Source organism: Microbacterium sp. BWR-S6Y (assembly GCF_041379845.1).
Taxonomy (GTDB): Bacteria; Actinomycetota; Actinomycetes; order Actinomycetales; family Microbacteriaceae; genus Microbacterium; species Microbacterium hydrothermale.
This window is the reverse complement of sequence record NZ_JBFECV010000004.1, coordinates 153157-179464: the sequence shown is the minus strand read 5'-3', so window position 1 is coordinate 179464 and position 26308 is coordinate 153157. Positions and strand designations below refer to the sequence as shown.

Here is a 26308-nt window from a genome sequence, read left to right as displayed (position 1 = left end):
CGGGCGTCACGCGCTCTCGCGCTGGGTGGGCGGGAGCGTGTCGAGCAGCACCTGACCGATCACGGCCTCCTGGGTGACCCCGTCGAACTCCGCCTCGGGGTGCAGGATGAGCCGGTGCGAGAGCACGGGGACGGCGAGGGCCTTCACGTCGTCGGGGGTGGCGTACGTGCGTCCCTGCGAAGCGGCCCGCGCGCGGGTCGCGCGCGTGAGGGCCAGCGCACCGCGGATGCTGACGCCCAGACGCACCTCGTCGGCCGTGCGGGTGGCATCCACGAGGCGGGCGATGTAGTCGAGAACGAGGGCGTCGACGTAGACGGATGCCGCCAGGTCGGCCATTCCGACCAGGGCCTGCGGCGTGATGATCGGGCGGAGGTCGGCGGTGGCGACGGGGGCGCCGTCGAGGATGCGCACGGTCGCCGCGTGGTCGGGGTAGCCGAGCGAGGTGCGCAGCAGGAAGCGGTCGAGCTGCGCCTCGGGCAGGCGGTAGGTGCCAGCCTGCTCGACGGGGTTCTGCGTCGCGAGGACGAGGAAGGGCACGCCCACCTCGCGCGAGACGCCGTCGATGGTGACGCGTCCTTCTTCCATCACCTCGAGCAGGGCGGACTGGGTCTTGGGGCTCGCGCGGTTGATCTCGTCGGCGAGCACGATGTTGGCGAAGATCGGACCGCTGTGGAACTCGAACGCCCCGGTCTTCTGGTCGTACACGGTGATGCCCGTGATGTCGCCGGGGAGCAGGTCGGGCGTGAACTGGATGCGCGTGTTCGTGCCCTGCACGGACTGCGCGACCGCTCGCGCGAGCGAGGTCTTGCCGGTGCCGGGGACGTCTTCGAGCAGCACGTGCCCGTCGCTGAGCATCGCGGTCAGCACCAGCTCGACGACGTGACGCTTGCCGAGGACGGCGCGCTCGACGTTGTCGGCGATCTGCGAGAAGGTCTGGGAGAACCAGGTGGCCTGCTCCTGGGTGATCGTCATGTCGGTGCGTTCTTTCCTGTGGGGGACGGGGATGCCGGGGCGGGAATGCCGGGGTCAGTTGTTGCCCGCGGGCGGCTGCGAGGGGTCGGTCTTGCCGGGGTCGCAGGTACCGCCGGTGACCAGGGTGGCGTCGTCGAGGCCCCAGCCCTTCGCCGACCAGCTGACCACGACGCGGGCGTTCTCGACGCGCACCGCCCCCTTCGGGACGATGGTCGGGTCGGTCGCGTCGAGCTTCTTGCCGGCCTTGTCGTAGTAGACGACGCCGGAACGGTCGGTGGAGGTGCGGGCCTCGCCGTTGCTGGTCTTCCAGCCGAGCTTCAGCTCGCTGCCGGCGACGCAGGATTCGACGCGAGCCGAGGCCTGCACCTGGTAGGGGGCGCTTCCGGATGCGGGCTTCACCACGCCGGGGTCGGAGCGGGTCTGCCAGAGGTTGTGCTGGAAATACACGCCGATATCGGGGTCGCGGTCGTAGACATCGCTGCCCGGGCCCCAATTTTCGTACCGCACGGTGTTGTTGCGCGGCGGCTTCGAGCCCTCCTCGATGCGGCTGATCTTCCACCGGGCGCTGTTGCCGTCGACCACGGGCTTCGCGTCGACGCGGAACGTGTAGCCCTGCGGGGCGGAGGTGTCCTGGGCGGCGTCGACGGTCTGCTCGACCTGCGCGGAGCCGAAGCTCTTGCCCTGGTAGACCGAGTCGACGCACATGCGCACGGTGTACGTGACGCCGTCGTCCTTACCCGGGAACTCCCGACGCGGACCGTCGTCGCCCACGCGGCACGAGCCATCGATCGCGAAGCCGTAGCGCAGCTCGGAGCCGTCGCCGTTCTTCGACGCCGATCCCTCGGCCACGATCGTGACCTTGCCACCGCCTTCTCGCTTCGAGTTCAACGAGAGGGTGAGCTGCTGCGGCGCGCCGACGCCGTGCGCGGAGAACACGAGGGCCTGCCCGCTCTGCGACCCGCCGAGACCCGGCGGCACCGTGAATCGCGAGATCGGGGTCACCGTGATCTGAGTGGAGGAGTTGCTGCCGACCGGGAAGGCGTCGATCGAGACGTTCTCCTGGTTGCGGCCGATGTCGACGGTGCGCTTCTGCCCCGCGGCGCTCACGATCTCGAGCGACCCCGTCTCGGCGGCATCCACACCTCGGATCGTCAGGTCGGCGACGCCTCCCTCCCCGCCGTTGTCGACGGGGGTGAAGTCGCCGGACCTCGGCCGGTCGGGCGAGGCGTAGGCCCATGCGGTGGTGCGGACGGCACCGCGCGACTCGCCGACGCTGTTCACCGCCGTCACGACGTACTCGCGCTGCTCGCCGTTCGGCGCCGAGATCACGGGGCAGCCGCCGTCGGGGCCGCACTGCGCGACGACCTCGCCGCGCGAGCGCACCGTGAACCCGGCGAGCGCGGGATAGGCGCGGCGGGCCTCGCCCGGGTCGACGCGCAGCGTGAGCGAGCCGTCGGCGTAAGCGGTCTGCCGCACGCTCGCGGGGGCGCGGGGATAGCCGAGCAGGTCGAGCACCACGCGCGCGTCGCGCGTGGAGGCGGTCGTGCGCCCCTGGGCGTCGCGCAGGGTCACGCTCGCGCTGCACGTGGCGCCGGGCGCGTCGGCGTTCCACGACGCGACGACGCTCGTGGGCGAGGCGACGGAGAAGTCCACTCCCGTGCACGCGGCGGTGGGCCGCACGCCCACGACCTCGAGCGGGGTGCGCGGCAGCGGGTTGACCTCGCCGCTGATGCCGATCACGCCGATCGTGCAGCTCGAGCCCTGGGCCTGCGAGCACTGCGACGAGGTGGTGCCGCCCTGGGGCAGGGTCGAGGGGGCCGCGCCCACGCGCAGCACGAGTCGCGCCGGGGCGACGGCGTTGTGGCTGGTGACCGACACCACCGCCGCGGTGTCCGTACCGGGCACCGCGCGATCGTCGCCCACCACGGTCACCGTCGAGCCGTCCAGGGAGACCTGGAAGGCCGACCCACTGTCACCGATCGCGTACCGGATGCCGGCCCAGTCCTCGCGGCCGAGCTGCCAGGAGGTCATGTTGCGCAGGTCGAACGTCTTCGTCTCGCCGGGGCCCACCGTGAGCGAGCCGGGCCGCAGCTCGGGCTGGGGATCGCGCGCCACGACGCCGATCGGCACCGACAGCACGGTCCACTCCTGCGTCCCCGCCACGCGCACGGGCACCTGGCACGCGTCGGTCCACGGCGAGCCGGTGCCCGCGTCGTACCGCACGACCGAGCCGCTGACCGAGCAGCGCCCCTCCGCCCGCACGCCGGTGGTGGCGACGTCGGTTCCGACCTCGAGGGTCGCCCGGCGGGGCAGGGCGACGAGGGATGCCATGTCGAACTCCACCGACGCCAGCTCGTCGACGCGCTGCGCCGAGCCGGGCCGCAGCGCGAGACTCACGTCGTCGTCGCCGGGGACGCGCAGGAACGCGTAGGTGGTGACGTCGGCGCCGCCCACGCGGCCGGTCACCGCGAACGGGATCACGCGCCGCGTGGCCGGAAGGTCGCCGGACAGACGGCGGCCGTCGAGACGGACGTCGGTGGGCTGACCCCACAGCGACACGTCGAGATCGCCGACCTCGCCGCCCGACCAGGTCGCGCGACCCGCGAGCACGTCGACGCCGGTGGAGAAGTCGTCGCGGTTCTCGACCGTGAGCACCGTGTCGGTGACGACCGGGTAGTCGGGAACGCTCTCGCGGACCACCTTGACCACGATGAGGCCGCGACCGGTGTTGCCCGAGTCAGATTCGACGTCGTAAAGGAACGACATCGTGCCCGGGTCATCGCCCGCCTTCAGGACGACGCCGGTGTCGCTGACCGTCTCGACGAACCCGTTCAACCGCGCGTACTCGGGGTTGGCGCTCCCGTCGACCAGGGTCTCCGGCAGGTCGGGACGCACCGCGGTGAGGGTGAGGCGCCCCTGCGTGGGGTCGATGTCGTTCGCGAGCGGGCTGACGCGGATGGTGCGGTCTCCCCCGGCCTGCACCTGCACGTAGTCGGTGAAGGTGATCGGACTCGGGTTGGCCTCGGCATCCAGGATCCCGATGCGCACCGTGCCCTCTCCCGTGGCGCCGGAGGGGTCGGACACGCGGTAGCGGAACGACACCTGCCCGCGATCGCCCGGTACCGAGGAGTAGACGATCGACGAGCCGTCGGGGGCGACGGATGCCGTGCCCCGGTCGGGCTGGGCCACGATGCGGTCCAGAGACACGGCGTCTCCGTCGGGGTCGACGCCGAAGGCCTGGAAGTCGATCGTGGTGGTCCCCCCGCTGAGCACGCGCCCCTGCAGCGTCTCGGGGAGCGGAGCGCGGTTGGCCTCTGCGCCCAGGACGGTGATGCGCACGGTCGCCTCGTCCCACAGGGCGGGCGTTCCGGTGGTGTACACGCGGTAGGTGACCTCGTACGCCCCGGGAGTGGTGGGGGCGAGGTAGCGCAGCACGCCTCCCGACGCGAAGGCGAGGGCGTCGCTCGCCGGCTGCGCCTGCACGCTCGAGGGGTCGAGGCTGGGTCGCCCCCCGGCCGGAGAGATGTCGTTGTCGAGGACGGGGATGTCGATCTGCGCGCCCGCGCGCACCGTCACGGTGTCGTCGACCGCGATCGGCGCGATCTCGGGCGCCGGCGGCAGCAGGTACACCGTCGCCTCGCCCGCGACGCGGGAGCCCTCGTCGTCGGTGCCGTCGCTGACGGTGTATCCGACCGTGCCGAGCAGCCCCGCTGCGCCGTCGGCCGTCGAGCCCGAGACGCGCAGGTCGTTCTGCCCGACGGTGTCGACGGTGAGCGACGCACCGTCCGCGGCGGCCGGGGTCACATCGCTCAGCAGCAGCACGCGCCCGGTGGGGTTGGAGACCGCGGTGAAGACGTCGAGGGTGGCGTCCTCCTGCGGGCGGACGAAGGCCACGACCGGCGCCGTCGACAGTTGCGCGGGCGCGTCGCCGGGCAGCAGGGTGATGCGGGCGGTGCCCGTGGCATCGCGGCCCCCGCCGTTGACGGTGAAGTCGACGCGGTACACACCCGGCGCGGAGGCGGAGAAGTCGAACACCGTGCTGCCCGCGACGACCGTCGCGGTCGCGGCGGCGTCGTCGAGCACGCGCACCGAGCCGAGGGTCACGTCTCCCGCGGTGCCGGTGACGTGCGGACCCACGTCGACGGAGAGCGAGGTGCCGACGGTGTCGATCGTCGCGAAGGACTGCACCGCGAGCGAGGGATCGGGGGTGACGCGGATGACGAGGGGCTTCGTCGTCGTCGCCCCGGAGGTGTCGGCGACCGTGACGTCGAGCTGGACGTTCTGCTCGCCGCCCGAGCCGTCATCGGCGTGCTGATAGACGACGTCGCCGCCCGGGGTCGCGGCGACCGTCCCCACCCCGCCCGGGTTCTCGACCGACAGCAGCAGCAGGGGGTCGCCGTCGGGGTCGACCCATCCGGGCAGCACGGGGACGGTGATCGTCCCGCCGCGCGCGACCTCGGGGGTCGGCCACGGCTGCAGGCATTTATCGACGCCGCACCAGACGGGGGCCGCGTTCGACCCCGCAGGGGACACGGTCAAGGTCACCGTCGTCGCGGCGGAGGTGAGCCCGTCGGCCGTCGTGCCGTCGGTCACGGCGTAGCTGAAGGTCGCGCTGCCGGTCGCTCCTGGCTGCACGCGCACCGCGAGGCGCTGCCCGGAGTCGGTGAGCGAGAGGGCTCCGAAGGCCGGGTCGAGACCGGTGACGCTCTCGGGCACGATGCTGAGCACGTCTTCGTTGGGGTCGTGGTCGTTGAGCAGGACGGGGAGGGTCGTGAGCCGCCCCGCGCGTACGCCGAAGGAGTCGGGCTCGGCGATCGGGGGCTTCGGATCGAGGACGACGCTCAGCTGCTCGTCGCTCTGCACCGCGGCCTGTTCGGTGCGATCGTCGAGCGACCAGTTCTGACTCGAGGCGACGAGGGCTCCGTCGGGCACGGTCCACACCCAGCCGGTGCGCGTCTCGTTCAGGATGACGGCGTGGTCGGTCGCGACGAAGACCGGACGACGCTGGTCGGGCAGGCTCGCCCCGCCGTAGTCGAGTGAGGTCTCGCCCTGGTCGCTGCGCCAGAGCGTGCCGCCGCCGTCGTCGGGGAGCAGCCACGCGGCGTAGGCCACGCCCTGGTGGGTGAGCGGGCGCGCGGGCTGGCCGCGCACCTCGCCGCTGCCGCCCGCTTCGCGCCGCGGCCCCGAGCCGTCGGCGGGGATCGCCCACAGCGAGCTGTCGTCGGCGAGGTAGACGGCGTCGGCGCCCGCGTCGGCCTCGCTCAGCGAGGCCTGCTCCCCCAGATCGATGTCGACCGGATCGGCGCCGCGCGTCCAGACGCGGCCGGCCTCGGCATCCACGAGCACCCAGGTGTCGCCCGCGGCCGAGAGCTCGGGGGCGGTCACCGCGACATCGAGGGCGTCGCGCGCGCGCACCTCGTCGGCGTCGATGTCGTACCGGATCACGGACTTGTCGACCGAGGAGTAGGCGAAGAGCATGCCGCGATCGTCGAGGGCGATGGCATCCGCGGTGTACGACACCGCGTCGTCGTCGCCGGCGGTGCCGAAGGGGTCGAGCTCGGCGGCGCGCTGCCCGGCCTGGCTCAACCGCCCGGCGAACAGTGCGCCCGTGTCGGTGCGGTAGACGACGTAGTCGCCGGCCGTGGCCACCGAGGTCGTTCCCGGAGGTGTGTCGGGGGCCGCCTCGAGCTGGTCCTGCTCGAGGTCGACGGGCTGCGCCTCGTCGATGCGGGTGAGCTTGCTGTAGCTGTCGGTGAACAGGTAGGCGCCGTCGCCCGCCTGCGCCACCTGGCTCGGGTTCCCGGCCGTCCGCACGGTGTCGAGCTCGCCGACGGTGGTGTTCACCCGGGCGTAGCGTTGCCCGTCGCCGGTCTGCAGCGCCCACACCGAGGTGTCGACCTCGGGGGTCTGCTGGGCGTCGAGCCCCGGCCAGACGATGCTCGCGGTGACCACGAGCGTGGCCGCCACGACGGTCGAGGCGAGCCCGACCAGCGTGCGGCGCTTCACCGCAGCACCCCCGTCGCGTAGAGCGCGGCCACGACCACCGCGCCGGCGGTCACGAGCGTCGCCGAGGCGAGCACCCACGGCAGTGCCCGGGATGCCGTGGAGACGGGCGTCGCGATGTCGGTGTCTTCGTCGCGGGCGTATCCCGTGATGCCCGACGAGTCGCGGGTCTTGCGCGAGATCTCGCGCTCCACGCGCGAGCGGGCGGGCCCGCGCACCGTGCCGTCGGCGAAGTCGATCGCGCGCGCGGCGGGCGCCCACTCGGCCGCGGGCACCTCGAGCGGCGTGGCCGCGGAGCCCATGTCGGTCTGCACCCCCTGCAGCGCCTCACCGAAGGCGCGGGCGCTCGCGTACCGCTGCGCGGGATCGCGCGCCATCGCCTTCGCGAGAACCTCCTGCACGGACGGCGGGACGTCGTCGCGGGCAATCGGCGTGTACGAGGCCCGGGCGATGCGCCGGCGCAGCTGCTCGCGCGAGTTCTGGCCCTTCTCGCGCCGCTCGAACGGGCTGTGGCCGGCCAGCAGCGAGTAGACCGTGGCCCCGAGGCTCCAGACCTCGCTCGCCACGGTGCCGGCGGTCTGCTCCGCCACGACCTCGGGCGCGCTCCACGGGACGCTCATGGCGAGCATCTCGTCGGCGCCCTGACGCACGAGCGACGACGAGATGCCGAAGTCGGCCAGCACCGGGGCGCCGAAGGTGGTCACGAGGATGTTGCTGGGTTTGACGTCGCGATGGATGAGCCCGGCGTGATGCGCCGACTCGAGCGCCCCCGCCATGCGCACGCCGATCGAGAGCACCTCGGCGACGGGGATGCGCTCGACGCGGTACCGCTGCGCGAGCGAGCCGGGGCAGAACTCCATGACGATGTAGGGGCGCCCGTCGGCCGAGATGCCGGCCTGGTAGACGGTGACGATCGACGGGTGCGCCGACAGGTGCGCGAGCACGTCGGCCTCGGCGTTGAACATGCGCAGCAGGTCGGTGTCGCGCACGTCGCTCGGCAGCACCTTCACCGCGACGTCGCGGCGCGGCATGTCCTGCCCGTAGAGGAAGACGTCGGCGAACCCGCCCGACCCGAGGGGACGGATGTACGCCAGCCCGGGCAGGATGGGCGGCGACGACGGAAGCCGCTGCGGCATCGAGCCCCCTCCCCCGGACGACGCACCCGCGACTCAGCGGGCGCACAACCCGAAGATGCTAACAAAGCAGTCTTTGACGACCGTGCGCGTTGTGCACAGGCGCCGACCGGTCCCGGCGTCGACTCAGGATGCCGGGGCGTCGGGCTCGCGGGGATCGAAGGGCGCGTCGAGGGAGCGCGTCAGATCGTCGAGCAGGGCGGCGATCTGCGGCTCGACGTACTCCGCGACCGCGGCCTGGATGCGCAGGCGGTGATGCAGCAGAATCGTGCACACCTCGCGGCCGATCATGTTCGCGTAGTCGTCGGCGAGACCCACCTCCTGCCGCAGGGCCGCTTTCGCGGCATCCGACAGCGGGGGGAGGGCCGGGATCTCGGCGTCCTCCTCGGCCGCGAGCCCCGACAGCGTGAACAGGAACGGCGACCCGGGTTCGGGGTCGGGGTCGAGCGGCATCCCGTCGAACTCGGGCTCGAGACCCTCGGTGGGACGGTACGACCGACGGCGGTTGCGCTCGGCCTGCTGGTCGAGCTCGGCCTGCAGCATGGGGAGGTTGCGCGCGGTGTAATCGGCGACGGCGTGGTCGACGATGCCCTTCACCCGCGTCGAGAGTCCGTGCTGCACACCGTGCGGCACGTCGGACCCCAGGCCCGCGGCGGACAGGACCGGCGACCCGAAGCACCGGCGGCACGGGGCGACCCGCCCGCGGTGGTGGGCGGGTTCCCAGCGCGGCAGCCATCGCAGCCAGGCATCCACCGCCTGACCGACCTGGCTCTCGAGCGACCGCTCCACGGCTCCTACGCTAGTGCGACACGCCCGGGGACATGCGGATGCCACGGCGCGAGCGCGTCACGGCCCCTCCTCGTCGTCCTCCCAGCGCCAGCGCGGCCCCTCGGCCCGCGTGCGGCGCAGGAAGACCCCGACGAGGCCGGCGAGCAGTCCCGCCGCGGCCACGACCGCGCCGGGGAAGCCCAGAGCGACACTGCCCGCGGCCGCGACACCGCGGGCCGGGTCGGCCCCGCTCACCAGCGCGCCCAGGACGATACCGCCCACCTCGCCCACGAAGGCGGCGATCGCGCACGGCACCGCGGTGAGATACCCCGGCGGGTCGGCGCGCAGCCCCCACAGCAGCACCGCGGAGAAGAGCGCGAGGGCGGCGACCTGGCCGACGACGCCGGGGATCGCCCCGAGCCCCCGGACGGGGATGACGTCCGCGTTCAGGGCGAGACTCGCGACCCCGAGTCCCCCGATCGAGAGGGCGATGAAGGTGATCGCGGCGAAGACGACCGCGACCGGCGGGGTGACCCCCGCCGGTCGCGGCTCGTTCGTCATCGCGGCAGCATCCGTGTCCGCGCTCGCGTCAGCGCTGCGAGAGCTGAGGGCCGGCTTCGAGCGTGCGCTCGTATTCGCGCTGCGCCTCGGCGTTGATCTCGGTGACGCGGCGACCGCGCGCGGCGACCCAGGCACCGAACCAGATCGTCAGCTCGCGCCCCAGCACGAAGGCCACGATCGCGAGCGGGGCGAGCACGTTGTTCTGCAGGAGGTCGAGCGACTCGCTCGAGGTGATGCGCCAGAACGGGGCGGCGAACAGCACACCGAGCAGGTGCCCGGCCCAGGCGATGACGCCGACGATCAGACCCCAGACGACCCAGTGACCCCAACGGCCGCGGTTGATCAGGGCACCCAGGAACCAGAAGCCCAGGTAGAACGCGACGGTCGGCACCCACAGGCCCGCCGTCGCGAGAGCGGCGAGGGCCTCTCGACCGAGATCCGAGACGCCGAACGCCCCGCTGAGCAGGCCGAGGCCCAGGGTCGCGGCCAGGTACAGCACCGCGAAGACGAGCGCGGCGAGCAGGCCGATGGCTCCGGCGGCTCCGCGGTTGCCGCGGGGGCGGGGCGCCTCGGGCGCCTGGACGAAGATCGGCTGCGGTCCGCCGACGGCCCGCGCGGGCTCCTCGGCGACGGGGGCCGGGGTCGTCGCAGCACCCGCACCGGCGGCGGCCGTGCCGACCGCTCCCGCGGCGACGGCGGGGGCGACGGTCGTGGTCGCGTCGTCGTGGCGCGCGGCGTCGGTCTCGGCGGTGGCGTATCGGGCCGTGGCCGGCTCGGGCTCGGCGGAGGCGGCGTACGCGGCCCAGCGCGCGTCCTCGTCGTCGAGGTCGGCCGACGACACGCTCCTGGCGGCCGAGCTCGTCTGCGGCTCGACCGGCGAGGCGTCGTGCACGACGGGGGCGGGGTGCTCCGCGCGGGCGGTGACCGCCGAGGCGGCGTCGCGTTCCGCGGTCTCGCGCTCGTCCCACGCGGCCTGGGCGGCGGCGGGGTCGACGGCGTCGCGCTGCGCGGCCTCGGCGTCGGCGAGGCCCTCGTGCGCGCGGCCGACCACGTCGTGCGCGTCGTCACGGGGTTCGGCGACGGGGTCGCCGTACGAGTTCGTGGGCTCCGCGACGGGGTCGCCGTGCGGCTGGTGGTCGCTCATGGGGTCTCCTCACGCGGTACTTGCCGCGCAAGGCTATCCCGCGTCCCGCCCCGCGACCGGGAGGCGTGCCGCGGTTCTGCATCTCGCCTGGGCGGGAGGCGGCGCTGCGCATAGGCTGAACGCATGTCCGGTCGCCTGTCCCGCACGCTCCTCGCCGCCGCGCTCGCGGGCGCGACGGCGCTGGCACTGAGCGCCTGCGCCCCGTCCGCCGACGAGGCCGCCCCGCAGGAGTCGGCTCCCGTGGTCTCGGTCAGCCCCACCCCGATCCCCACGATCACCCAGACCGCGACGGCCGTGCGCATCCCCGCCGACTGCCGCGCGATGCTCTCGACCGACGTGCTCTCGCAGCTCGGCTCGGTTCCCCTGAACGATCCCTCGCTCGGCCCGTCGGGCGTCCAGTCGGACGGCTCACTGATCTGCATCTGGCGCGACCCCGCCGCCGACACCACGAGCCTGACGACGAAGATCTCGCGCATGGACCGCGGCCCCGCGCTCGACATGCTCAACGACCTGGTCACCACCCAGGGCTTCAGCTGCTACACGCCCGACGAGGGCACGCGCTGCGAGAAGACGTGGATCAACGACACCTACCCCGTCAACGATGGCCGCACCCTGTTCTGGCGCGATGGCGTGCTCGTCGACACCCAGTACTCGAACCTCGCCCCCACGGGCTACACCGCGAGCATCATCACCTCGATCTTCGGCTGAGCGCGGCGGGCGCTCACCCGCCGGAGAACGCGTGGGATGCCACGATCGCGGCGTAGTCGTCGGGCGCCCATCCCGAGAGGGTCGACGAGACCCACCGGTCGCCGCGCAGGTCGTGCACCTCGACGACATCGCCGGTCGTCCGCGCGCAGTGGGTCGTGTCGCCGTCGGCGGCGCACGCGAACCCCTGCGCGGCGAGGGTCGTCGACACCGCTGCTGCCCCCTCGGGCGTCACGGTCGACACGGTCGTCTCGACGAACCGGCCGGCGGAGCCCCGCCAGTGGCACGTCACGACGACGGTCGGCGACGCGGCGGCGACGGCCTCGGGGGTCGACAGCGCGACCGTGCGGCGCTGCCACAGCAACGCGTCCGGCGACCACACCATCGACGACCACAGGGGCTGCGAGTACAGGTGTCGGCAGTCCTGCGCGGGTTCCGCCGGGGCGGTCTCGACCGCGGCCGGCGTCGACGTGGCCGAGCGCAGGGTGTCGCCCACGAAGCTCACCGCCGCGGGGATGCCGGGGGCGGCCAGCACGATCATCGCCGCGACCGCCGCGGCGCAGAAGACCCCCGCGGGCCATGCCAACCACAGGCTGCGTCCACCGATCCGGGCCATGCGTTCCTCCGCATCCACGGTAGGCGCACTCCCCCGACTCCCCCGCTCCTCGACACGCCGCGCGGCCGACCCGACACCGGCGCGACACGCCGCCGACACGATGAACGGGGCGGGGCGCGGGGAGCGCGGACACGACGAAGGCCCCCGGCGCGAGCCGGGGGCCTTTGGGGATCAGGATGCCGCGCCGGGGCGCGGCATCCGTCGACCAGGGCGGAGCCGGCTCAGCGGCTCCACCCTCAATCAGTTATAGGTACCGGGCGTGAAGTCGTCCGTCGAGAAGCTGTCGAAGTCGACGTAGCTCAGGTCGGCGTCGCTGTACGCGCCGTCCGAGGCGAAGATGCGGTTGGGGTACCGCTCGCTCTTGGCCTCTTCCGTCGCCTCGACCGTGACGTTGCGGTACTTCGCAAGACCGGTTCCGGCGGGGATGAGCTTTCCGATGATGACGTTCTCCTTGAGGCCGACCAGCGGGTCGCTCTTGCCCTCCATGGCCGCCTGCGTCAGGACGCGGGTGGTCTCCTGGAACGACGCGGCCGACAGCCACGACTCGGTCGCGAGCGACGCCTTGGTGATACCCATCAGCTCGGGACGACCCGACGCGGGGCGCTTGCCCTCGCCGACCGTCTCGCGGTTGATGGTCTGGTAGCGCTTGAAGTCCACCATCTCACCGGGCAGCAGATCGGTGTCGCCGTGGTCGACGACGGTGACCTTGCGGAGCATCTGTCGGACGATGACCTCGATGTGCTTGTCGTGGATCGGCACACCCTGCGAGCGGTACACGCCCTGGACGCCGTTGACGAGGTACTTCTGCACCTCGCGGGCACCCTGCACGCGCATGACCTCCTTGGGGTCGAGCGTTCCGACCTGGAGGGGCTCACCCACCGAGACGTGCTGGCCGTCCTCGACCAGGAGCGTCGCGCGCTTCAGGACGGGGTAGACCACCGGCTCGTCGCCGTTGTCGGGCGTGAGGATGACCTTCTTGGCCTTGTCGGTCTCGTCGATCGTGATGCGACCGTCGGCCTCGGCGATCGGGGACGCACCCTTGGGGGTACGCGCCTCGAACAGCTCCTGCACGCGGGGAAGACCCTGCGTGATGTCGTCGGCCGACGCGGAACCACCGGTGTGGAAGGTACGCATCGTCAGCTGGGTACCGGGCTCACCGATCGACTGGGCCGCGATGATGCCGACGGCCTCGCCGATGTCGACGATCTTGCCGGTCGCGAGCGAACGGCCGTAGCACTTCGCGCAGACACCGACGGCCGAGTCGCAGGTCAGCACGGAGCGGACCTTGATCGTCTCGACGCCACCGGCGACCAGCTTGTCGATGAGCACGTCGCCCACGTCGTCGCCGGCCTCGGCCAGCACGGTGCCCTGCGCGTCGACGACCGCCGTGGCGAGCGTACGCGCGAACACCGAGTTCTCGACGTTGGCATCCTTCACCAGCGAACCGGTGGAGTCGGCCGCGGCGATCGGGAGCTCGAGGCCCTTCGACGTGCCGCAGTCCTCTTCGCGGATGATGACGTCCTGCGAGACGTCGACGAGACGACGCGTCAGGTACCCCGAGTCGGCTGTACGGAGGGCCGTGTCGGCCAGACCCTTACGGGCACCGTGCGTCGCGATGAAGTACTCGGCGACCGACAGACCCTCGCGGTACGAGGAGATGATCGGACGCGGGATGATCTCACCCTTGGGGTTGTTCACCAGGCCTCGCATACCCGCGATGTTGCGGATCTGCAGCCAGTTACCACGGGCGCCCGACGAGACCATGCGGTTGATGGTGTTGTCGGCGGGGAAGTTGTCCCGCATCGCCTTCTGGACCTCGTCGGTGGCCTCGGTCCAGATCTTGATGAGCTCCTGGCGACGCTCGGCGTCGGTGGTGAGACCCTTCTCGTACTGGCCCTGGACCTTCGCGGCCTGCTTCTCGTAGCCCGCGACGATCTCCGCCTTGTTCGGCGGGGTGAGGATGTCGCTCAGCGCCACGGTGACACCCGAACGGGTGGCCCAGTAGAAGCCGGCGTCCTTGATGCGGTCGAGCGATGCCGCGACCTCCACCTTCGGGTACTCCTCGGCGAGCTTGTTGACGATCTGCGACAGCTTGCCCTTGTCGGCCTGCTCGCGCACGAACGGGTAGCCCTTGGGGAGCGTGTCGTTGAAGATCGCCTGACCGAGCGAGGCGTCGACGAGGCCGTGGACCTCGTAGCCCTCGGGCGCCTGGCCCTCGAGGAAGGTCAGGCCGGGGATGCGGATGCGCGCCTTGGCCTGCAGGTCGAGGGTGCCCTCGTCCTTGGCCAGGATCGCCTCGCCCACCGAACCGAACGCACGGCCCTCGCCCACGGCACCCTCCTTGAGGGTGGTGAGGTGGTGCAGACCGATGATCATGTCCTGCGAGGGCAGGGTGACCGGGCGGCCGTCCGAGGGCTTGAGGATGTTGTTCGACGCGAGCATCAGCACGCGGGCCTCGGCCTGAGCCTCGACCGACAGGGGCAGGTGGACGGCCATCTGGTCACCGTCGAAGTCGGCGTTGAACGCCGCGCAGACGAGCGGGTGCAGCTGGATCGCCTTGCCCTCGACGAGCTGGGGCTCGAACGCCTGGATGCCGAGACGGTGCAGGGTGGGTGCACGGTTCAGCAGCACGGGACGCTCGCGGATGATCTCCTCGAGCACGTCCCAGACCTCGGGACGGTAGCGCTCGACGGCGCGCTTGGCGGCCTTGATGTTCTGCGAGTGACCGAGGTCGATCAGGCGCTTGATCACGAACGGCTTGAACAGCTCGAGAGCCATCTGCTTGGGCAGACCGCACTGGTGGAGCTTGAGCTGGGGTCCGACGATGATGACGGAACGGCCCGAGTAGTCCACGCGCTTTCCGAGCAGGTTCTGGCGGAAGCGACCCTGCTTTCCCTTGAGCATGTCGCTCAGGGACTTCAGGGCGCGGTTGCCGGTACCGGTGACGGGGCGACCACGGCGACCGTTGTCGAACAGCGCGTCGACGGCCTCCTGCAGCATGCGCTTCTCGTTGTTGACGATGATCTCGGGGGCACCGAGGTCGATCAGGCGACGGAGGCGGTTGTTGCGGTTGATCACGCGACGGTAGAGGTCGTTCAGGTCACTGGTGGCGAAACGGCCACCGTCGAGCTGGACCATCGGACGCAGCTCCGGCGGGATCACCGGGACGACGTCGAGCACCATCGAGGCCGGCGACATGCCGGTCTGCAGGAACGAGTTGACGACCTTCAGACGCTTGATCGCGCGGATCTTGCGCTGGCCCTTGCCCTCCGAGATCTGCAGGTGGAGGCTGTCGGCCTCGGCCTGCAGGTCGAAGGTCTCGAGGCGACGCTTGATCGACTCCGCACCCATGTGGGCCTCGAAGTACTGACCGAAGCGGTCCTGGAGCTCGTGGAACACGTCGTCCTCGGGCTTCAGGGCGCCGACCTCGAGCGTGCGGAAGTCCTCCCACACGCGCTCGAGCTTGGCGATCTGCTCGTCGGCGTTCTTGCGGGCCGCCGTCATGTCCTTCTCGGCGGCGTCCTTGACCTTCTTCTTCTGGTCGGCCTTGGCGCCCTCCGCCTCGAGGGCGGCGAGCTCCTCCTCGAGCTTGGCGAGGCGAGCGGCGACGCGGGCGTCGCGGCGGTCGCCGAGCGTCTTCAGCTCGAGGCGGATGTTGTTCTCCTGCGTGGCCAGGTCACGGTGACGGGCGTCCTCGTCGACCGAGATGACCATGTAGGCGGCGAAGTAGATGACCTTCTCGAGGTCCTTCGGCGCCATGTCGAGCAGGTAGCCGAGGCGCGAGGGCACGCCCTTGAAGTACCAGATGTGCGTGACGGGCGCGGCGAGCTCGATGTGGCCCATGCGCTCGCGGCGGACCGAGGACTTGGTGACCTCGACGCCGCAGCGCTCGCAGACGATGCCCTTGAAGCGCACGCGCTTGTACTTGCCGCAGGCGCACTCCCAGTCGCGGGAGGGTCCGAAGATCTGCTCGCCGAAGAGGCCGTCCTTCTCGGGCTTCAGCGTGCGGTAGTTGATCGTCTCGGGCTTCTTGACCTCACCGAAGGACCAACGACGGATGTCGTCGGCGGTGGCCAGACCGATACGGATCTGATCGAAAGTGGTTGATTCGAGCACTGGTTCTCCTGTGTCGGAATTCTCTGAAATCTGAGCTGGGTCGCTGAGCTGGAAGCTCAGATCTCGTCGATCGACGAGGACTCGAAGCGGCTGGAGATGTTGATGCCGAGCTCTTCCGCGGCGCGGAAGGCGTCGTCATCCGTGTCGCGCAGGTTGACCGCCGTGCCGTCGGCCGAGAGGACCTCGACGTTCAGGCACAGCGACTGCATCTCCTTCATGAGCACCTTGAAGGACTCGGGGATGCCGGGCTCCTGGATGTTCTCGCCCTTGACGATGGCCTCGTACACCTTGACGCGGCCGAGGATGTCGTCGGACTTGATCGTGAGGAGCTCCTGCAGCGCGTACGCGGCACCGTAGGCCTCGAGCGCCCACACCTCCATCTCACCGAAGCGCTGGCCACCGAACTGGGCCTTACCGCCGAGCGGCTGCTGGGTGATCATCGAGTAGGGGCCCGTCGAACGCGCGTGGATCTTGTCGTCGACCAGGTGGTGCAGCTTCAGGATGTACATGTAGCCGACCGAGATGGGCGCCGGGAACGGCTCGCCGGAGCGACCGTCGAACAGCAGCGTCTTACCCGAGGAGTCGACCATGCGGTCGCCGTCGCGGTTCGGGATCGTCGAGTCGAGCAGACCCGCGATCTCGGCCTCGAACGCGCCGTCGAACACCGGGGTCGCGACCTTCGTGCCGGGGGCGGCCTCGCGAGCCGACTCGGGCAGCTGAGCAGCCCACTCCGGGTTGCCCTCGACCTTCCAGCCCTGCTGTGCGATCCAGCCGAGGTGGAGCTCGAGGACCTGACCGAAGTTCATTCGACCGGGGATGCCGAGCGGGTTGAGGATGATGTCGACCGGCGTGCCGTCGGGCAGGAAGGGCATGTCCTCGATCGGGAGGATCTTGGCGATGACGCCCTTGTTGCCGTGGCGGCCGGCGAGCTTGTCGCCCTCGGTGATCTTGCGCTTCTGGGCGATGTAGACCACGACGCGGCGGTTGACGCCCGAGCCGAGCTCGTCGTCGCCGTCCTCGGCGTTGAACTCCTTGACGGCGATGATCGTGCCCTGCTCGCCGTGGGGCACCTTCAGCGAGGTGTCACGGACTTCGCGGCTCTTCTCGTTGAAGATCGCGCGCAGCAGGCGCTCCTCGGCGCTGAGCTCGGTCTCGCCCTTGGGCGTGACCTTGCCGACGAGGATGTCACCGGGACGCACCTCGGCTCCGATGCGGATGATGCCGCGGTCGTCGAGGTCCTTCAGCAGGTCGGGGCTGACGTTGGGGAGGTCACGGGTGATCTCCTCCTTGCCGAGCTTGGTGTCGCGCGCGTCGACCTCGTACTCCTCGATGTGGATCGACGACAGCGTGTCGTCCTTCACGAGGTCCTGGCTGAGGATGATCGCGTCCTCGAAGTTGTGACCCTCCCACGTCATGAACGCCACGAGGAGGTTCTTGCCGAGGGCGAGCTCGCCGTTCTCGGTCGCGGGACCGTCGGCGATGACCTCGCCGGCCTCGATGCGCTCACCGGCGGAGACGACCACACGCTGGTTGTAGGACGTGCCCTGGTTGGAGCGGTCGAACTTGCGCAGGAAGTAGTCCTGCGTGCCGCCCTCGTCGAGCTGGATGGTCACGACGTCGGCCGAGACCTCCAGGACGACACCCGACTTGTCGGCGGTGACGACGTCACCGGCGTCGATCGCGGCGAAGCCCTCCATACCGGTGCCGACGACGGGCGACTCGCTGCGCACGAGCGGCACGGCCTGGCGCTGCATGTTCGCACCCATGAGGGCGCGGTTGGCGTCGTCGTGCTCGAGGAACGGGATGAGCGAGGTCGCCACCGACACCATCTGGCGCGGCGAGACGTCCATGTAGCCGATCTCGTCGACGGGGAACAGGTCGACCTCGCCACCCTGACCGCGGCGGGCCAGGATGCGGTCCTCCACGAAGTGGCCGTCGGCCTGGAGGGCGACACCGGCCTGGGCGACGATGTGGTCGCTCTCTTCGCTGGCGGTGAGGTAGTCGATCGTGTCGGTCACGCGACCGTCGACGACGCGACGGTACGGCGTCTCGATGAAGCCGAACGCGTTGATGCGCGCGAACGAGGCGAGCGAGCCGATCAGACCGATGTTCGGGCCTTCGGGCGTCTCGATGGGGCACATGCGGCCGTAGTGCGAGGGGTGGACGTCACGGACCTCGACGCCGGCACGCTCGCGCGACAGACCACCGGGGCCCAGAGCCGAGAGGCGGCGCTTGTGGGTCAGACCCGCGAGCGGGTTGTTCTGGTCCATGAACTGCGACAGCTGCGAGGTTCCGAAGAACTCCTTGATCGCGGCGACGACGGGGCGCACGTTGATCAGGGTCTGCGGCGTGATCGCCTCGATGTCCTGCGTGGTCATGCGCTCGCGGACGACGCGCTCCATGCGCGACAGACCGGTGCGGACCTGGTTCTGGATCAGCTCGCCGACCGCGCGGATGCGACGGTTGCCGAAGTTGTCGATGTCGTCGGTGTCGAGACGGATCTCGGCGGCCTGGCCGTTGCGCGTGCCGTCGAAGGTCGCGTCGCCGCGGTGCAGACGGACGAGGTACTTGATGGTCGCGACGATGTCGTCGACGGTCAGCACCGAGTCGCTGAGCGGCTTGTCGAGGCCGAGCTTCTGGTTGATCTTGTAGCGACCCACCTTGGCCAGGTCGTAGCGCTTGGCGTTGAAGTAGAAGTTGTCGAGCAGCGCGCGGGCGGCCTCGGCGGCGACCTGCTCGCCCGGACGGAGCTTGCGGTAGATGTCGCGGAGCGCGTCTTCCTTGGTGAGGATCGTGTCCTTCGACAGCGTCTCTTCGATCGAGTCGAAGCCGCTGAACTCGGCGAGGATGTCTTCGCTGGTCAGACCGAGGGCCTTGAGGAAGACGGTGACCGACTGCTTGCGCTTGCGGTCGATGCGCACGCCGACCTGGTCGCGCTTGTCGATCTCGAACTCGAGCCACGCACCGCGCGAGGGGATGACGCGCGCCGACACGATGTCCTTGTCGGAGGTCTTGTCGGGTGTCTTGTCGAAGTAGACACCGGGCGAACGCACGAGCTGCGACACGACGACACGCTCGGTGCCGTTGATGATGAACGTGCCCTTGTCGGTCTGGAGCGGGAAGTCGCCCATGAAGACCGTCTGGGTCTTGATCTCACCGGTCTGGTGGTTCATGAACTCGGCCTCGACGTACAGCGGGGCGGCGTAGGTCTTGCCGCGCTCCTTGCACTCTTCGATCGAGTACTTCTCGGGCTCGAGGTAGGGGTTCGTGAACGAGAGCTGCATGGTCTCGCTCAGGTCTTCGATCGGGGAGATCTCCTCGAAGATCTCTTCCAGACCGCTGATCTCGGGCACGTCGGTGCGACCGGCGGCCTGGGCCTCGGCGACGCGCGCCTTCCAGGCCTCGTTGCCGACGAGCCAGTCGAACGACTCGGTCTGCAGCGCGAGCAGATCGGGAACGGTCAGCTTGTCGGAGATCTTCGCGAACGAGAGGCGGGATGCTCCGCGTCCGCTCTTGGGGGTGGTGGTGGTGGATGCGTTGCTCGCAGCAGCCAAGGGAATAACCTCCAGAAGCCCGGGCGAGGGGCTCGTGATTCCTTGTCGTCAGGTGGAGTGCGTTCCTGCCCCGAAAACCTGCACGTCGCACGCCGCGGTGAAGCGGGGACGGGCAGGCTCAGCCGACCACCATATGAGGGCAGGGGGAATCGAGGAGCGCAAAGTCCAAGCATACGCGGGAGGACTCGCCGTGTCCAGTCCAATTCTTGACGCGTTTGCGGACCTGCGGTATAACCGCGTGCGCCCGTTCGTCATTCCCCGCGGCGCCGGGCGTCAGGCACGCCGGAATCGGAGCCGATCGCCCGGTCGCACCTGCGCAAGGGCGTCGAGGGCGGCATCCGTCACCACGGCGATCACGGGATACCCGCCCGTGACGGGACCGTCGGCCAGCAGGATGACGGGCCGCCCGTGCGGAGGCACCTGGATCGCCCCCGGCCGCATGCCCTCGCTGGGGAGTTCGTCGTGACGCACGCGCTCGAGGCCGGGGCCGTCGAGGCGGATCCCCACGCGGTCGACGTCGCTCGAGACCGTCCAACGCGCCTCGAGAAGGGTCGCCCGCGCGGCGGCGGTGAACCAGTCGGCGCGGGGTCCCTCGGCGATCCGCACGTCGTGCAGCGCGGGCGGGACGGTCCACGGGAAGACGTCGATCGCCGGAACAGCGGATGCCGCCCGCCCCGCGTGCAGCACGTCGCCCGCGCGCACGGGAGCGGGGCCGAGGCCGGCCAGCACGTCGCGCGAGCGCGAGCCCAGGGCGGCCGTGGCGACGATCCCGCCGCGGACGGAGAGATGAGCGCGCAGTCCCGCGCGCGCGGGACCGAGGCGGATCTCGCTCCCGGCGGGGACCAGCTGGGGCGCGTACATGTCGACCGCGCGAGCGGCGACGACGACGTCGACGAGGGCACCGGTCACGCACACCCACGTGTCGCTCTCGGCTCGGGCGACGAAGCCGCCGACGGCGATCTCGAGGCCGGCGGCGCCCTCGTCGTTGCCCACGAGGCGATTGGCGATGCGCAGGGCGCGCCGGTCGAGAGCTCCCGAGCGGGCGACGCCCAGGGCGGCGCGACCGGGGCGGCCGAGGTCTTGCACGGTGGCGAACGCACCCGGGTCGAGCACGCGGAGGGCGGGTCGGGGCGGGAGAGGGGAGGGGGCTGAGCCCGTCGGAGCCTGCGGACGCCGCGGTGGGGAGAGGGTCCCGGTCCCTTCGACAGGCTCAGGGACCTCTGAGCGCGCAGGGACCTCGACGGGCTCAGGGGCCTCGGCGGGCGCAGGGACCTCGGCGGGGCCAGCGACCTCGACGGGCCCAGGGGCCGCAGCGGGCGCAGGGACCTCGGCGGGCGCGAGCGGCGCCGCGGAGGTGACGCGCTCGCGCTCCGGCACGAAGCGCACGCGCGCTCCCGGGGGCAGCAGCACCGGGGTGGCGGCATCCGGATCGAAGAGCACCGCGTCGGTCGCGCCGATCAGTCGCCAGCCGCCCGGGGTCTCGCGCGGATAGGCGCCGCTGAAGCCGCTCGCGAGGCCGACGGCTCCGGCGGGCACACGGGTGCGCGGCCGGGCGAGGCGCGGCACGTCGAAGGGCCAGTCCGCGCTGACGAGGTAGGCGAAGCCCGGGGCGAAGCCGGTGAAGGCGACCGTCCAGTGCGCCCCCGCGTGCCGGGCCACGAGATCGACCGCCGGGATGCCGAGCAGCGCGGCCGTCTCGCCGAGATCGGTGCCGTCGTAGCGCACGGGCACCTCGACGAGGGGGCCGGGTCGCGCCGTCGCTGTCCGCGAGCCGGTCGCGCGGCGGATCCATTGCTCGACGGCCGCACGTCCGATGCGGGCGGGGTCGAAGGCGACGAGCACGGTGCGGGCGGCCGGGACCAGCTCGTCCACGCCCGCGGGCGGCGCGGCGGCGAGCGCCGCGTGCAGCGCCAGGACGCCGGCGAGATCGGCGACCTCTGCCAGCACGGCCCGATCCCCCAGGGGTCTGAGGACGACGGCATCCGCCGGCTCGTCGTCCTGCGGAGAGGTCACCACGGGGCGCGGACCGCGATGCCGGCGTCGTCGAGCGCGGCGCGCACCGCGCGGGCCGTCTCGACGGCGGCGGGGCTGTCGCCGTGCAGGCAGAGCGAGGCCGCCTCCACCGGGATCGTCGTGCCGTCGACCGCGTCGACCACCCCGTCGCGCACGAGCCGGACCGCCCGCTCCGCCACCCGGGTGGCGTCGTCGAGCAGCGCTCCGGGGGCTCCGCGCGGGACGAGGGCGCCGTCGCGGGTGTAGCCGCGGTCGAGGAACGCCTCGCGCACGAACGGCAGTCCCGCGGATGCCGCGGCCTCGGCGATCTCGCCCCGCAGGCCGAGCACGGGCAGGGGGCGACCGAGGCGGGCGGAGTGGTCGGCGACGGCCGCGACGACCGCGGCGGCCTGCCCCGCGTCGTCGATGACGGCGTGGTATAGCGCGCCGTGGGGTTTGACGTAGCGCAGCTCGGCACCGGCGGCGGTGAGCGCGTCGAGCTGCACCGCGATACTCCGGCGCAGGTCCGCGGGGGCGGGATCGCGGCGCACGCGGCCGAAGTTCTCGCGATCGTCGTACGAGGGGTGCGCGCCGACCGCGACTCCGAACCGGCGCGCGCGCTCGACCGAGGCGCGCATCGACGCGTCGTCGCCCGCGTGCGCGCCGCAGGCGACGTTGGCACTCGACACGACCGCGAAGAGGGCCTCGTCGTCGGCGGTCGGCATCCCGTCCACCGTCTCGCCGAGGTCGGCGTTGAGGTCAACGTGCATGGAGCCACGGTAGCGGCGGGGCCCGACAGAGCGGCGGGGTGTCACCACGGCACGGGATGCCGCGGGACGGGACGGACGAGCGGAGCGGCATCCGGCCCCCGGCGGACCTCCCGTCGTCGATGCCCCTCGCGCCCCGAACCGCCCACGAGGGCGGGCCGGTAGCGTGAACGCATGGCCCGCATGCGCATCGAACCCGACGACGCCCCGACGGCCCGCCTGTCGGACGGGTCCGTCGCGCGCGTGTCGCCCTCGGGATTCGTGTCGGGGTGGGAGCTCGTCGTCGACGGCACGCCGCAGTCGCACGTCGACCTCGACGATCCGACGCACCTGCACTTCGAGTACGTCGCGCGCATGGGCGCCGTGATCGACCGCCTGCGGATGCCGGGACAGCCGCTGACCGCCGTGCACCTGGGCGCGGGGGCCCTCACCCTCCCCCGCTACGTCGAGGCGACCCGGCCGGGATCCCGCCAGCAGGTGATCGAACTCGAGCCCGCGCTGTGGGACCTGGTGCGCGAGAACCTCCCCCTCCCCCGCGGCGCCTCGGTGCGCGTGCGCATCGGCGATGCGCGCGAGGGCCTCGGGCGGCTGCCCGCGGGCCTCGACGGTGCGGTCGACCTGCTCGTCAGCGACGTCTACTCCGGCGCGCAGACCCCCGCGCACCTGACGACCGTGGAGTTCTACCGCGCGGCATCCCGCCTGCTCGCCCCCGACGGCGTGCTGCTGGTCAACGTCTCCGACGGACCGGGGCTCGCGTTCGCGCGCCGGCAGGTCGCCACCGTCCGCGAGGTTCTGCCCGAGGTCATCGTGCTCGCCGAGGTGCAGGTGCTCAAAGGACGCCGGTTCGGCAACCTCGTCGTCGCGGCGTCGGCGGCACCGCTTCCCGTCGAGTGGCTGCCGCGCCTGATGGCGGCGGGGCCCCACCCCGCGAAGGTCGCCCAGGGCGCCGAGATCGTCGAGTTCATGCGCGGGTCGCGTCCTGCGACGGATGCCGATGCGACGCCGTCGCCCAAGCCCTCGGCATCCCTCTTCGAACGCTGACGGCAGCGCTTTCTCTCCTCGACCGCGTGGCGCGTGCGGTGTCGACGCGAGGTCGGCGCAGACTGGAACTCCTGCCCGACCGAGAGGAGCGACGGTGAGCTACATCCACGGGTACGACCCCGACACGCTGCGCGAGATCACCGACTCCCGCGAGTGCCAGGAGCGTCTCGACGAGATCGGGTCGCAGCGCAGCCTGCACGCCCTTCTCGAGCGGGTGTGGCTGCTGAAGGTGCTCGACCGCTTCGACGAGGCGCTCGCGATCTCGGAGCAGTCGGTGCGCGTGGCCCGCATGGCCGGGACGCGCCGCGACCTCCTGCGCGCGCGCATCCTGCACGCGACGATCATGCAGTGCCGGGGCGCGTACGCCGCCGCCGAGCAGGAGCTGACGATGTGCGCCGAAGAGGCCGAGGGTCAGGGCTGGGCGAGCATCGCGGCCTTCGCCCTGCAGCACCGCGGCAAGGTGCACTACGACGAGGGCGACTTCGACAGCGCCCGCCGCGATTTCAAGCAGGCCCTGTTCCTGCGGCAGAACGCCGGAGCCACCGATGCTCAACTCGAGTCCACGCTGCTGGCGATCGACGCGGCCGACCGTCGACGCACGCGCGAGGTCGTCGCGAGTTGAATGTCGTAGGCCCCGCCTAGCCTTCCGGTCATGTCCGATCTGCAGCGCGTCCGCACGTGGGCCGAGGCGTTGATCGCCCTGCACCTCGACGCGTCGTGGACGTTCGCGTTCGACAACGCCAAGCGACGCGCGGGGCTGTGCGACTACGGCCGCCGCCGCATCAGCGTCTCGCGCTACCTCGCGGCGCGATACGACGACGACACCAACCACCAGACGCTGCTGCACGAGGTGGCGCACGCGCTCGCGGGCGCCACCGCCGGCCACGGCCCCGCGTGGAAGCGCACGGCCTCCGAGCTCGGCTACGTGGGCGGCACGACCCACGCCGGAGAGACGGCGACCGAGCTGGCGCCCTGGGTGGGCACCTGCCCCGCCGGACACGTGGCCTATCGGCATCGGCGCGCGACGCGGCCGACGTCGTGCGCGCGGTGCGCTCCGACCTTCGACCCGCGCTTCGCGCTGTCGTGGGTGCGGCGCGACATCACCCGCGCCGAACGCGTCGCCGCCGCCACCCCGCGCTGAGGCGCGAACGGCGCCCGCCCCCGGCGATCAGGCGGAGACGAAGACCCCGTCGCGCAGCACCGGGACGACGGATGCCGCATCGCGCGCCGCCGCGGCGAGAACCGCCTCGCGCCCGCCGTCCGCGGCGAGCGCGCGCCCGCCTCCGCTCGCGGTGAGGAGGTGGCGCACCGCTCCGCCCAGGGCGCGGAAGCCCTCTCCCGCGACCGCGGCGTCGGGCGAGGCGTGATCGATCCCGAGGTCGCCGAGCGCGGCGACGACCGCGCCGGCCCCGAGCAGGTCTTCCACGGCGAATCGCGTTCCCGCGTCATCGATCTCGCCCGCCGCGAGCACGGAGATGCTCGTGCGCTCGGCGCGGGAGCGCTGCACCTCGAGCACGTGCGCGGCGACCGCCGCGGCGTTGCGCAGGCCTCCCGCCACGACGTGCGCGCCCGTCTCCGCCGCCGCACGGGCCAGGGCGGCCGCCGCGTCGTCGTCCTCGGCGAGGTCGAGACCGGCCGCGTTCTCGATGGCGCTCAGCGCGTGGGCGGTCAGCCCCAGCGTCTGCACGATCACCACGACGTGCGCGGGAGCGAGGCGACGCAGCCCACCCGCGCCCCACTCCAGGCGCACCTGGTAGTCGGACTGCGAGAGGGCGGGGTCGATCGGCATCCTTCGATGCTAGAACGACCCGGAGGTCGCCCCCGCCGCCCGGATCCCGCGAGCCCGATCGTCAACCCGCCCCACACCCCGCGGCGGATCGGGCACGATCTGATCATGCGGATCCTGCTGAAGTTCGTGATCGACTGCGACCCCGACGCCGCCTGGCGCGCCCTGCACTCCCCGCGCGCCGTCGCGGAGCTGTACGGCCCCCTGCTCGCCGTGGACGGCCTGGGCGAGATGCCCACCACGTTCGAGTCGGGCGACGACGTGCCCGTGCAGATGAGCGTCGCCGGGGTGATGCCGGTGGGACGCCAGCTCATCTCCGTCGCCGACCGCGAGACGCACGACGCGCACGGGCGCGTCCGCGTATTCCGCGACTGGGGCCTCCCCCTGACCGGTCCGCTCGCGGTGCTCGACGTGTGGGATCACCAGATGGCGGTGTCGGCCGCCCCCGGCGAGCCCGGAAAGACGCTCTGGCGCGAGCGGCTCACCATCGGCGGCGCCGCGGCCCCCGCGCTGTGGCCGGGCCTGTGGGCGACCTGGCAGTGGCGGGCCGCGCGCATCCGCGCCCTCGCACCGACGTGGGCGCACGACCCCGAGGACAACGACGCTCCACGCCGCCATGAGTGAGCTCCTCGTGCGCGCGGCGACGCCCGACGACAGTCGGTGCATCGCCCACGTGCACGTGCAGAGCTGGCGCGAGGCCCACACCGATCAGGTCCCCGAGGCGCTGTCGGAGCAACTCGACGTCGAGCTCTCGGCCTGGCGCTGGGCGGCGCGCCTGCGCGGAGAGACCCCGCCTGGCGCCGAGCGCCTCGGCGACGCGTGGGTGGCGATCGTCGACGGGCGGGTCGTCGGCTTCTCGTCGGCGGGCCCGAGCCGCGACGCGGATCGACCGGAGACGGATGCCGAGCTCTACGCGCTCTACGTCCTCGCGGCGCACTACGGCACCGGTGCCGGCCGGGCGCTGCTGGAGGCCGCGGTGGGCGACCGGCCCGCGAGCCTCTGGGTGCTCTCTGGGAACGACCGGGCCCTCGCCTTCTACGCGAAGCACGGCTTCGCCCCCGACGGCGCGTCACGGGAGGACGACCGCTGGGGCGGCCCCCTGCGGGAGCTGCGGCTGACCCGATGACGGGAGGCGCGACGCCCGACCGCG

The 26308-nt window shown here is 71.9% G+C and carries 18 protein-coding genes; 6 read left to right on the top strand and 12 right to left on the bottom strand.

What is annotated here, in order from left to right:
* Positions 1 to 6: 6 nt before the first annotated feature.
* From AB1K56_RS10235 to AB1K56_RS10210, 6 genes are all read right to left on the bottom strand, one after another.
* The gene (locus AB1K56_RS10235) at positions 7 to 972 is read right to left on the bottom strand and encodes a MoxR family ATPase (protein ID WP_136585974.1); all 966 of its coding nucleotides are present in this window, start codon (positions 970 to 972) and stop codon (positions 7 to 9) included.
* A 54-nt stretch (positions 973 to 1026) separates the two neighbouring features.
* On the bottom strand, positions 1027 to 6978 hold the full coding sequence (locus AB1K56_RS10230) for an Ig-like domain-containing protein (protein ID WP_371205557.1): 5952 nt from the start codon (positions 6976 to 6978) through the stop codon (positions 1027 to 1029).
* Positions 6975 to 8111, bottom strand: coding sequence for a serine/threonine-protein kinase (locus AB1K56_RS10225; protein ID WP_371205556.1), 1137 nt, complete (start codon positions 8109 to 8111; stop codon positions 6975 to 6977). The genes AB1K56_RS10230 and AB1K56_RS10225 overlap by 4 nt, the downstream gene beginning before the upstream one ends.
* Positions 8112 to 8234: 123 nt before the next feature.
* The gene (locus AB1K56_RS10220; protein ID WP_136585977.1) at positions 8235 to 8897 is read right to left on the bottom strand and encodes a spermidine/putrescine ABC transporter substrate-binding protein; all 663 of its coding nucleotides are present in this window, start codon (positions 8895 to 8897) and stop codon (positions 8235 to 8237) included.
* A 57-nt stretch (positions 8898 to 8954) separates the two neighbouring features.
* Positions 8955 to 9437 (bottom strand): hypothetical protein, encoded by a 483-nt coding sequence (locus tag AB1K56_RS10215; protein WP_371205555.1) that lies wholly within the window; start codon positions 9435 to 9437, stop codon positions 8955 to 8957.
* A 28-nt stretch (positions 9438 to 9465) separates the two neighbouring features.
* Complete coding sequence (locus tag AB1K56_RS10210; RefSeq protein ID WP_371205554.1) at positions 9466 to 10581, bottom strand: ABC transporter; 1116 nt, start codon at positions 10579 to 10581, stop codon at positions 9466 to 9468.
* A 123-nt stretch (positions 10582 to 10704) separates the two neighbouring features.
* On the opposite strand from AB1K56_RS10210, the gene AB1K56_RS10205 reads away from it, so the two are divergent.
* A complete protein-coding gene (locus tag AB1K56_RS10205) occupies positions 10705 to 11289 on the top strand; it encodes a hypothetical protein (RefSeq protein WP_136585980.1) in 585 nt (194 codons plus the stop codon).
* A 13-nt stretch (positions 11290 to 11302) separates the two neighbouring features.
* Here the strand turns inward: AB1K56_RS10205 and AB1K56_RS10200 are convergent, their stop codons facing one another.
* From AB1K56_RS10200 to AB1K56_RS10180, 5 genes are all read right to left on the bottom strand, one after another.
* Complete coding sequence (locus tag AB1K56_RS10200) at positions 11303 to 11902, bottom strand: hypothetical protein (protein ID WP_371205553.1); 600 nt, start codon at positions 11900 to 11902, stop codon at positions 11303 to 11305.
* 240 nt (positions 11903 to 12142) lie between these two features.
* Positions 12143 to 16018, bottom strand: a complete 3876-nt coding sequence (rpoC, locus tag AB1K56_RS10195) for a DNA-directed RNA polymerase subunit beta' (RefSeq protein ID WP_136585982.1) — start codon at positions 16016 to 16018, stop codon at positions 12143 to 12145.
* Positions 16019 to 16074: 56 nt separating this feature from the next.
* Complete coding sequence (locus tag AB1K56_RS10190; RefSeq protein WP_136585983.1) at positions 16075 to 19572, bottom strand: DNA-directed RNA polymerase subunit beta; 3498 nt, start codon at positions 19570 to 19572, stop codon at positions 16075 to 16077.
* Between the two features lie 273 nt (positions 19573 to 19845).
* Positions 19846 to 21588: a 5-oxoprolinase/urea amidolyase family protein gene (locus AB1K56_RS10185; protein WP_371205552.1), complete on the bottom strand. Its 1743-nt coding sequence runs from the start codon at positions 21586 to 21588 to the stop codon at positions 19846 to 19848.
* Entirely contained in the window at positions 21582 to 22334 is a 753-nt protein-coding gene (locus tag AB1K56_RS10180) for a LamB/YcsF family protein (RefSeq protein ID WP_371205551.1), read from the bottom strand. Before AB1K56_RS10180 ends, AB1K56_RS10185 begins: the two co-directional genes overlap by 7 nt.
* Before the next feature lie 171 nt (positions 22335 to 22505).
* On the opposite strand from AB1K56_RS10180, the gene AB1K56_RS10175 reads away from it, so the two are divergent.
* The 3 genes from AB1K56_RS10175 to AB1K56_RS10165 all read left to right on the top strand — a co-directional run bounded on the left by AB1K56_RS10175 (position 22506) and on the right by AB1K56_RS10165 (position 24513).
* Positions 22506 to 23372: a spermidine synthase gene (locus tag AB1K56_RS10175; RefSeq protein ID WP_371205550.1), complete on the top strand. Its 867-nt coding sequence runs from the start codon at positions 22506 to 22508 to the stop codon at positions 23370 to 23372.
* Between the two features lie 94 nt (positions 23373 to 23466).
* Positions 23467 to 23994 (top strand): hypothetical protein, encoded by a 528-nt coding sequence (locus AB1K56_RS10170; protein ID WP_136585986.1) that lies wholly within the window; start codon positions 23467 to 23469, stop codon positions 23992 to 23994.
* 30 nt (positions 23995 to 24024) lie between these two features.
* Positions 24025 to 24513 carry a SprT-like domain-containing protein gene (locus AB1K56_RS10165; protein WP_136585987.1) on the top strand — a complete coding sequence of 163 codons (489 nt, stop codon included), beginning with the start codon at positions 24025 to 24027 and terminating at the stop codon, positions 24511 to 24513.
* Between the two features lie 27 nt (positions 24514 to 24540).
* Here AB1K56_RS10165 and AB1K56_RS10160 read toward each other — a convergent pair whose 3' ends face one another.
* Positions 24541 to 25161, bottom strand: a complete 621-nt coding sequence (locus AB1K56_RS10160) for a 2-phosphosulfolactate phosphatase (RefSeq protein WP_371205549.1) — start codon at positions 25159 to 25161, stop codon at positions 24541 to 24543.
* 105 nt (positions 25162 to 25266) lie between these two features.
* On the opposite strand from AB1K56_RS10160, the gene AB1K56_RS10155 reads away from it, so the two are divergent.
* The gene (locus tag AB1K56_RS10155) at positions 25267 to 25782 is read left to right on the top strand and encodes a hypothetical protein (RefSeq protein WP_371205548.1); all 516 of its coding nucleotides are present in this window, start codon (positions 25267 to 25269) and stop codon (positions 25780 to 25782) included.
* Positions 25775 to 26284, top strand: coding sequence for an N-acetyltransferase family protein (locus tag AB1K56_RS10150; RefSeq protein ID WP_371205547.1), 510 nt, complete (start codon positions 25775 to 25777; stop codon positions 26282 to 26284). Before AB1K56_RS10155 ends, AB1K56_RS10150 begins: the two co-directional genes overlap by 8 nt.
* Positions 26285 to 26308: the final 24 nt, after the last annotated feature.